The organism is Streptomyces sp. NPDC001204, from assembly GCF_053598035.1.
The window spans coordinates 26,498-32,802 of record NZ_JBSFJL010000056.1; the positions used below are offsets into that span (position 1 = coordinate 26,498).

Genomic DNA, 6,305 nt, shown 5'->3' on the forward strand with positions numbered 1-6,305 from the left:
GCCAGAGGCGCTCTACCGGCGGACCGCCGAGATCAGGCCGCCGGGACGCTCCTCGCGTTGCGGCGGGGTGCTGATCGGACGGCCGTAGGCGGCAGCGCGCTCGCGCAGGGTGTGGCTGTCGGCCTCCCAGCCGTGCCCGGCCAGCCAGCTCACCGGGTCGTTGGGCATCTCCGAGACCCACATGGACGCCGCAGATCCCGGCACGGCGTCCGCACCGAAGCGCTCGATCACGCCGCGCGAGCCCAACGTCAGCCCCATCCGACTGCCTGCCGCCGACTGTGCGCTGATCCGGGCCAGCAGCAGCTCCACCGCGTCCTCGGGCAGATAGATCAGCAGTCCTTCGGCGATCCACACGGTCGGCACGGTCGGGTCGTGCCCTGCGGCGGTCAGCGCGCCTGGCCAGTCCTCACGCAGATCCACCGCGACGGTGATCCGCTCGCAGCGTGCGACGGCCCGCTCCTGGCGCAGCACCGAAGCCTTGAAGTCCAGTGGCGCGGCGGTGTCGACCTCGAACAGCCGGGTGCCCTCGGGCCAGTCGATCCGGAAGGCACGGCTGTCCATGCCGGCGCCGAGCAGCACGACCTGCCGGACTCCGGACGCGGAGGCCTGCTGCAACAGGTCGTCGAGGAACTTCGTCCTGATGACGATGGAGTACGACACGGCCAGTCGGCGGCGCCGTGCGGCCTCGTCATCGGGCAGCGGCGGCGAGGAGGGCCACAGGCCGCCGGCGGTGGCGAAGGCCTGTGCCAGTGGGTCGCGGAACAGCGCGTTCTCCCGCTGGGTCTCCAGCGCCCGCACCCTGGCCACCCCCACCGCCGTGGCCCACACTCCCGACGGCTGCACCCGCTCCTGCTCATCAGTCACCGCGCCAGCCTAGTGTCCTGCGACGTCCTGAAATCCGTCGGCAGGAGTGGGCGAGGGATTCGAGGATCTCTTCGGTGGTCTTCGTCCAGATGAACGGCTGGGGGTCCTCGTTCCAGTTCTTGATCCGGCGGCGGATGTCGGCTTCGAGGACCTGGACGTTCTTGTGTGCGCCGCGGCGGATCATCTGGTCGGCCAGGAACCCGAATCACGGCTCGACCTGGTTGATCCACGAGGACCCGGTCGGGGTGAAGTGCATGTGGAAGCGGGGGTGTTTGGCCAGCAACGTCCTGATCGTGGGTGTCTTGTGGGTGCCGTAGTTGTCGCAGATCAGGTGGATCTGCAGGTGTGCGGGCACCTCCTTGTCGATCCGGATCAGGAACTTCTTGAACTCCGCCGCCCTGTGCCGGCGGTGCAGGGCGCTGATGACTTCGCCGGTGGCGACGTCGAACGCGGCGAACAGCGTGGTCAGCCCGTTGCGGACGTAGTCGTGGGTGCGCCGCTCGGGCATGTTCGGCATCATCGGCAGTACCGGCTGTGAGCGGTCCAGGGCCTGGACCTGGGACTTCTCGTCCACCGAGAGGACCACCGCGCCCTCGGGCGGGTTGAAGTACAGCCCGACGACGTCGTAGACCTTGTCCACGAAGAACGGGTCCGTGGACAGCTTGGAGGTGTCCGTCAGGTGTGGCTTGAGCTGGAACTTCCGCCAGATCCGGCCGACGGTGGACTTGGACCGACCGCTGTGCTCGGCCATCGACTTCCGCGACCAGTGCGTGGCGTTCTTCGGGATCTCCTCCAGCGTGGCGGTCACGACCGCTTCGACTTGGTCGACACCGATGGTGGGCGGTCGGCCCGGCCGGGGCTCGTCGGCCAGGCCGTCCAGCCGCTCGGCGAGGAACCGCCGGCGCCACTTGCGCACAGTGTCCGCGGAGATCCGCAGGTTGCGGGCCACTTCGACGATGGGTGGGACGTCGGGTCCGGCGCACGTCAGCACGATCCGCGCCCGTAACGCGAGCGCCTGGGCGGAGTTCGCCCGCCTCGTCCAGCGTTCCAGCACAGCACCCTCGTCATCGCTCAGCAGCAGCGGTTCCAGCTTCGGACCACGACGCGGCACCGGCACCCCGGCAGAAGAACTCAAGCCTGACCTAACGACGGATTTCAGGCGCAGGACAGTAGTCCCCCAAGGAGTTGGCGTGACAGTCCACCGGTAAACGGGCCGTGGCATGGTGGCCGGTGCTCCTGGCGGCTTCCAGGGGGTGTCAGGACCGCAGATGGGCGAGCACTGTACGCATGGCGCGGGCCACTGCCTTGCGGGACTCGTCCGTCGGGTCGTGGATCTCGAAGCCATGGACGCCGTGCGGGACGTCGATGATCTCGATCGGGGCCTTGGTCTCCTCCGCTGCGGCCACGAACTCCTCGACGGTAGCGGCGATGTGCGCTGTCTCCAGACCCGCCCGGGTGAGCAGGAGGGGCGGCAGCGTCCTTCCGCTGGCCCGGAGCGCGCTGGTCGGTCTGAAACGCGGGGCGACCGCGCCCCAGCCGGGCAGCGGTGCCAGGACCGGATAGGTCAGGGTCAGGCAGCGCAGCCACCCGGGCGGGGCAGCGATCCAGTCCGCGGCAAGCAGTCCAGCGCCGGAGAAGAACCACAGGGCGACGCGCTCCGGGTCCACGCGTGGGTCGGCCCGCAGCAGTTCGATGGCCTCGGTCACGTCGTCCGCGGACCGTGCGTAGTCGGTGATGCCGTGCAGGCGATGCTCCGCGACGGCGCCCACCGCGCCCATGCTACGCTGCGTAGCGGGCATAGCCGACATACAATGGTGAGTCGCGCGGCGCGGGGATGAGGTCGGGCGGGAGCGGGCCGCCGTGCACGAACAGCACCGCGGGCCACGGGCCGCGCGGTTCCTCCGGTTCCGGCAGGTGCACGTCCACGCGCCCGTTCCGTACCCGCGGCCGCCCCGGGACCTCCATCAGGAACGGCCGGAGGAAGGGCGGCTCGCCCTCGGGTACGGCCAGCCGCCGCCCCTCGCCCGCGGCCGCGCGGAGCAGGACCTCGGCCAGCTCGTCCGGGCTGGAGAGCATCGGCCAGTGACCGGTGGCCAGTTCGAAGAAGCCCACCTGCGGATCGGCCAGCTTCCGGAACTGCGGCGGTCCGCTGCGCACCAGCGCCTGGACCACCTCGACGGTCACCCCTCCCGCCGTGCACAGGATTCCGCTGGTCGGCACGGCCGCCGCCGCGCCTGACAGTCGCAGCGGCTGGGTCAGTGTGCGCTGCGGATGGGGGCCGGCCAGCCGGCTCAGCAGCTGCAACTGGCTCGCCGAGAGGCCCTGTGTGCCGCGCCGCCGGCCACACTTCCAGCAGCCGTTCGAACCGGCCCTCGCGGGCCGCGGCCAAGAACGCCCCGACCACCTCGCGTTGCTGCTGTCGGTCGCTTGCCGAATGCCGCGCGGCCTGCACCTTCCGGCGGGCGCGGCTGGTGAGCATCTTGGTCGCGTCGGTGGACCTGCCGAGGATGGTGCCGATCTCCCCGTGGGGCACGGCGAACACGTCGTGCAGCACGAACGCCAGGCGCTCGTCGGGGCGCAGCAAGTCCAGGACCGTCAACAGCGCCAGGCCCACCGAGTCGCCCAGTGCCACAAGCTCTTCCGGAGCCAGACCATCGTCGAGCGTCACGGTGAGTTCGGGCAGCCGGTCGTCGAGGGGGACTGTCGGGCGCGTGCGGCCCGAGCGTAGGAGATCGAGGCTGATGCGGCCGACCACGGTGGTCAGCCAGCCGCCGAGATTGTCGATGGCGTCGGCGTCCTGGCGGGACAGACGCAGCCACGCCTCCTGGACCGCCTCGTCCGCGTCGGCGTGCGAGCCGAGCACGCGGTAGGCAACGGCTGTGAGCCGGTCGCGGTGCGTCTCGAAGGCCTCGGCGATCGGATCGGCAGGATGGGTGCCGGACATGGTGTTACCTCTCTGGAAGCTGCTCCGTCATAGGGGTGACGGGCACCAGCCCCGCAACGTAACCCCGACCAAGGAGAGCTCCCTCCATGCAGAACCGACTGAAGAACAAGAACACCAACAACCCCGACGTATGGAAGGCGGTCGGGCACCTGCAGAAGGCGATCGCGGCCGGGGGCGTCGACCCGAAGCTGCTCGCGCTGGTCCACCTGCGCGCCAGCCAGATCAACAGCTGCTCGGCCTGCGTCTACGCCAGTGTCGCCGGGGGGAAGAAGGCCGGTGACACCGACGAGCGGCTGCACAACGTAGCGGCGTGGCGTGAGGCGCCGTTCTACACCGATGCGGAGCGCGCGGCACTGGCGCTGGCCGAAGCCGCCACCCGGCTGCAGGACGGTGCGGAGGGAGTCACCGACGAGATCCGGGAAGAGGTCAACGCCCATTTCACCGAGGAGCAGATTGGCGCGATCAACCTGGAGATCGCGCTGACCAATTTCTTCAACCGGATCAACCGCACCATCAAGGAACCGGCCGGCCAGACCTGGGGCTGAGCTCGGCGTGGCTCTTACCCACTGACCGCGCAGCGGTGACTGAGCGAATCGAATAGAGCTCCGTCACGCTGCGTGGATATCCGGTCTGACCTCCACGATGATGTCCGCGTCCGTCTCGTCGCCCTCCTCGGCGCGCCAGAGAAAGATCCGGACGTGCTTCGCCCGGGGAAAGCCGCGCACCTTCCACTCGGTCATCAGGTCGGCGACGACGAGGGCGACGGCAAACTGGGCGCCCTCGCTCGAATCGGCAGTTGTGATTGCACCCCGCCACCGTTCGGGGTCGCTGCCGTAGGGGCGCCATCCCTCCGAGCCGTGCGGCTCGAATACCCGGTACACCCAGTCCGCCTCGGTGCCCATAACGCCGATCGTGTCACCTGGGAGCACCCTGCGCCGTATCGGATCGACTGCGGCCGGGGTGGTCGAGGTGATACATCCGCCACCGTCCGCCTCCGCCTGCGCACGACGGTCACCACAGGGGCCAGCAGCGCGGCCACCCTGGCTGTGATTTTCAAGCTCGTCGAATCCGCCCAGCAACAGTGGCAGGCCGTCAATGCACCCCACCTCGTCGCCCTCGTCCGCGACGGAGTTCACTTCGACCGCGGCCTGCTGGGCGAGCGTGCCCGAACCTCCTGTACGTACTGGTCCCGCAGACAAGACCGTGTCCGGGAAGGCGGCGGCGGTGGTTACGCCCAGCCGGTAGTGCGGCGGCCTCCGCCGCAGGGTTCGGCTTCGGGATCTCTCACCGCTCGCTTCCCCGCGGACGGCGGGATTGCCGGCGATCGGGCAGCCGACCGTCCATCTCTTCTGCGAAAGGAGCCGACTCCCGGATCAGCTCGTCCTCGTTCCAATACCGCGGAATGCATGCCCCGCGAAGTGACCCCGGGTGCTGCGGCAGGACCGGTCCAACGTCCCTTACGCCGTCTCCGCGGCGAAGACCACGATGGGTCCGGACCAGGGGATCCGGGACTCATCGGGCTGGACGTTGCTGTCAGCGAGCGGCGGTGTGGACGGCCGTGCTCGCCGCAACGCCCGCGGGGGTGGCGATGGCCAGGACGCCGGAGGTGACGGCTGCGATCGGCGTCTCGATGAGACCGCTGGAGCCACCGACCGCGAGGCCGCCGGAGACGTTGTCCAGGTCGGCGTCGGAGATCTCCGTCGGGACACGGGTCTGGTGCGATGGCATCCAGGGGTCCGGGTGGGTCCCCCGAGGGTGGCGAGCCTGGACCTCTGCTCGGCTTCGTACCGCTTGCGGGCCTCGTTCACGGCACGCTGCCAGCGGCGGGGGTCACCGTCGTGCTCACGGGCCGGCTGCGCGGCCAGTCCGCGGGCTGCGCCCGCCGGCCTTGCGCAGCGCCTCGAGCGCGACGGCAACGGCCCGCTCGCGCTGCTCCCGGCTCGGGGCCACCCCGGTTGGCCCCCTTGCCGTCGCCGGGTCGGCGCTGTGAGGTTCGAGGAAGCCGTCACTGGGATGTCCGGCTTCGCATGTCACTGGTAAGAAGCTGTCCGAGTACTGATCAGGGTCCATTTATCAAGTTGATCACGATGTCAGTGGTCCGGATTCTGCGGTGACATGAAGTCGTATCAGCCGGTGTCACCTTCGCCGAACCTCCTTCCCCAGCCTCGCGGCAACTCAGGGGCTGAACTACCGTTCCCCTGGCCGCGCCCTACAGTTCCGGTCGCCTACGAAGCTGTCTGTATCGCAGCGTGGCAGGACCCGGCGTTTCCGGGGCACGGTGATGATTGAATGCTCGACGGCCACCAAACGCCCATGCCCGGAACACCCAAGCGTCGGCGGGGAGGACACGGAGCAGTACTCGAGTGAGCGGTCAGTCGGCAGCAAGGATGTCGGAAAGACTCAGTGCGTTGTGGCAAACCGGATCTCGTTCGAAGCCCGCGGTGCGGGTGATCATTCGGACAGAGATGCCGGTGCGGTCGTGGGCATAGAGAAACGG

General features: G+C 69.3%; 6 protein-coding genes and 3 pseudogenes. 2 read left to right on the top strand and 7 right to left on the bottom strand.

Going from position 1 to position 6,305, the window contains the following annotated elements:
* Window positions 1–12: 12 nt before the first annotated feature.
* From ACWC91_RS39995 to ACWC91_RS40015, 5 genes and pseudogenes are all read right to left on the bottom strand, one after another.
* On the bottom strand, window positions 13–864 hold the full coding sequence (locus ACWC91_RS39995) for a class I SAM-dependent methyltransferase (protein WP_450642944.1): 852 nt from the start codon (window positions 862–864) through the stop codon (window positions 13–15).
* A pseudogene (locus ACWC91_RS40000) lies at window positions 857–1,975 on the bottom strand (IS630 family transposase). The gene ACWC91_RS39995 and the pseudogene ACWC91_RS40000 overlap by 8 nt, the downstream one beginning before the upstream one ends.
* Window positions 1,976–2,120: 145 nt before the next feature.
* Window positions 2,121–2,633: an alpha/beta hydrolase gene (locus tag ACWC91_RS40005; protein WP_450726278.1), complete on the bottom strand. Its 513-nt coding sequence runs from the start codon at window positions 2,631–2,633 to the stop codon at window positions 2,121–2,123.
* A 10-nt stretch (window positions 2,634–2,643) separates the two neighbouring features.
* Complete coding sequence (locus ACWC91_RS40010; protein WP_450642949.1) at window positions 2,644–3,168, bottom strand: hypothetical protein; 525 nt, start codon at window positions 3,166–3,168, stop codon at window positions 2,644–2,646.
* A 40-nt stretch (window positions 3,169–3,208) separates the two neighbouring features.
* Window positions 3,209–3,808: pseudogene (locus ACWC91_RS40015) on the bottom strand (sigma-70 family RNA polymerase sigma factor); the annotation flags it as partial.
* 86 nt (window positions 3,809–3,894) lie between these two features.
* On the opposite strand from ACWC91_RS40015, the gene ACWC91_RS40020 reads away from it, so the two are divergent.
* A complete protein-coding gene (locus ACWC91_RS40020) occupies window positions 3,895–4,353 on the top strand; it encodes a carboxymuconolactone decarboxylase family protein (protein WP_225080421.1) in 459 nt (152 codons plus the stop codon).
* A 63-nt stretch (window positions 4,354–4,416) separates the two neighbouring features.
* Here ACWC91_RS40020 and ACWC91_RS40025 read toward each other — a convergent pair whose 3' ends face one another.
* Window positions 4,417–4,710, bottom strand: coding sequence for a hypothetical protein (locus tag ACWC91_RS40025; protein ID WP_225080420.1), 294 nt, complete (start codon window positions 4,708–4,710; stop codon window positions 4,417–4,419).
* A gap of 72 nt (window positions 4,711–4,782) precedes the next feature.
* Here ACWC91_RS40025 and ACWC91_RS40030 point away from each other — a divergent pair.
* A pseudogene (locus ACWC91_RS40030) lies at window positions 4,783–4,971 on the top strand (IS256 family transposase); the annotation flags it as partial.
* 370 nt (window positions 4,972–5,341) lie between these two features.
* On the opposite strand, the gene ACWC91_RS40035 reads toward ACWC91_RS40030, so the two are convergent.
* Window positions 5,342–5,536 (bottom strand): hypothetical protein, encoded by a 195-nt coding sequence (locus tag ACWC91_RS40035; RefSeq protein WP_225080419.1) that lies wholly within the window; start codon window positions 5,534–5,536, stop codon window positions 5,342–5,344.
* Window positions 5,537–6,305 lie beyond the last annotated feature (769 nt).

Coding starts and splice junctions, on each gene's coding strand:
- ACWC91_RS40020 (WP_225080421.1), top strand. CDS start 3,895: ATGCAGAACCGACTGAAGAACAAGAACACCAACAACCCCGACGTATGG.
- ACWC91_RS40025 (WP_225080420.1), bottom strand. CDS start 4,710: ATGGGCACCGAGGCGGACTGGGTGTACCGGGTATTCGAGCCGCACGGC.
- ACWC91_RS40035 (WP_225080419.1), bottom strand. CDS start 5,536: ATGCCATCGCACCAGACCCGTGTCCCGACGGAGATCTCCGACGCCGAC.